The sequence below is a fragment of the Moorena sp. SIO3I8 genome (genome assembly GCF_010692325.1).
Taxonomy (GTDB): Bacteria; Cyanobacteriota; Cyanobacteriia; order Cyanobacteriales; family Coleofasciculaceae; genus Moorena.
In genome coordinates, this window is the sequence record NZ_JAAHHW010000474.1 from 1 (window position 1) to 1,087 (window position 1,087).

The 1,087-nt window shown below is 51.6% G+C and carries 2 protein-coding genes; one reads left to right on the top strand and one right to left on the bottom strand.

Features of this window, described 5'->3' with window-relative positions; all coding sequences use genetic code 11:
• On the top strand, nucleotides 1–595 hold a 595-nt coding region (locus tag F6K51_RS37985), incomplete at its 5' end, for a hypothetical protein (RefSeq protein WP_293031515.1).
• A 163-nt stretch (nucleotides 596–758) separates the two neighbouring features.
• Here the strand turns inward: F6K51_RS37985 and F6K51_RS37990 are convergent.
• Nucleotides 759–1,087 (bottom strand): HNH endonuclease (locus F6K51_RS37990; RefSeq protein WP_293031518.1); only part of this gene is annotated, 329 nt, incomplete at its 5' end.

A 1,087-nucleotide genomic window follows, 5' to 3' on the forward strand; every position in this document is an offset into this window, starting at 1 on the left:
TAATTTGGGCATGATGAAACCAGCCCTAGGTTGGGGAGAGAGAGCCGATATGTCAGCACTGGATTTACAAGCCTTTGATGTGATTGGTTGGGATCTAAACTCCACTGTGTTCGGCTCAGATGGACGCCCCAGTCAATCCAATATGACCCATTATCTCAATAACTTGCTCAACAATGCCAAGAATACCTTAGCCGAGGAAATCGGTGACTATTTCAATGATCCTAACTGGCATGCCTCATGGATCGACTGGTATATCGCCAATGGCTATAACGACATAGCAGGCTCCTGGCTAACTCAAGACCGCATCCAGGATGTGCTCGACATGTACGAATGGGGCTATGGTGGCGGTGGCGGTGGCGGTAGCAGTGGCGGTGGTGGCGGCAGTGGCGTTGGTGGCGGCAGTGGCAGTGGTGGCAGTGGCAGTGGGCAAGTATTAGGCCACGTGCTAGAACAAGGTTTTTTCTCGGATTTCAATTGGTCAACCTTTAATCCTGACCAGGGAGTGGCTCAGGTGCCAGAGTCTGGGGCTAGCAGTGGCTTAATTGGGTTCGGTCTGTTGGGCATTGGTGGTGTGTTAAAGGGTCGTCGCCGGTAGTGCAGCCATCTGGCCTGATCAAAAAAGGGAACAGGGAACAGCGGATCTGGGAACAGCGGATCTGGGAACAGGGGAAAAATATTGTGTACCTTATTAGGCTAGAAACCGTTATACAATGCCTGTGAGGTACTCACGCTATAGCGGTAGGTTTGGTGTGGGTACCTCACACGGATTGCTGTGGATCCTCTGGGGGAGGATGTAACCCCCCTTTGACCCAAAGTTGTCGAGATTTCACGATGAATTTTTCACTGCGACGCTCGTCGTTGAGATCTAGTCGAGCGCAGGTTGCTCGTCCTGTTGGGCTGGTGCCTATAATGCGCAGACCATCGGCTGTCCAGATGAAATGATCAGACCATGACTGTAAACGAGGGTTGAACAAGGGAACTTCGTTTCCGGTATCGGGATCAATTCCGGTTGTGAAGTTGTAGCGCCTTTCGTTGCAGCGACGGCAGGCTAAGGCAAGATTATCTAGACGATCAGTTCCCCCCAATG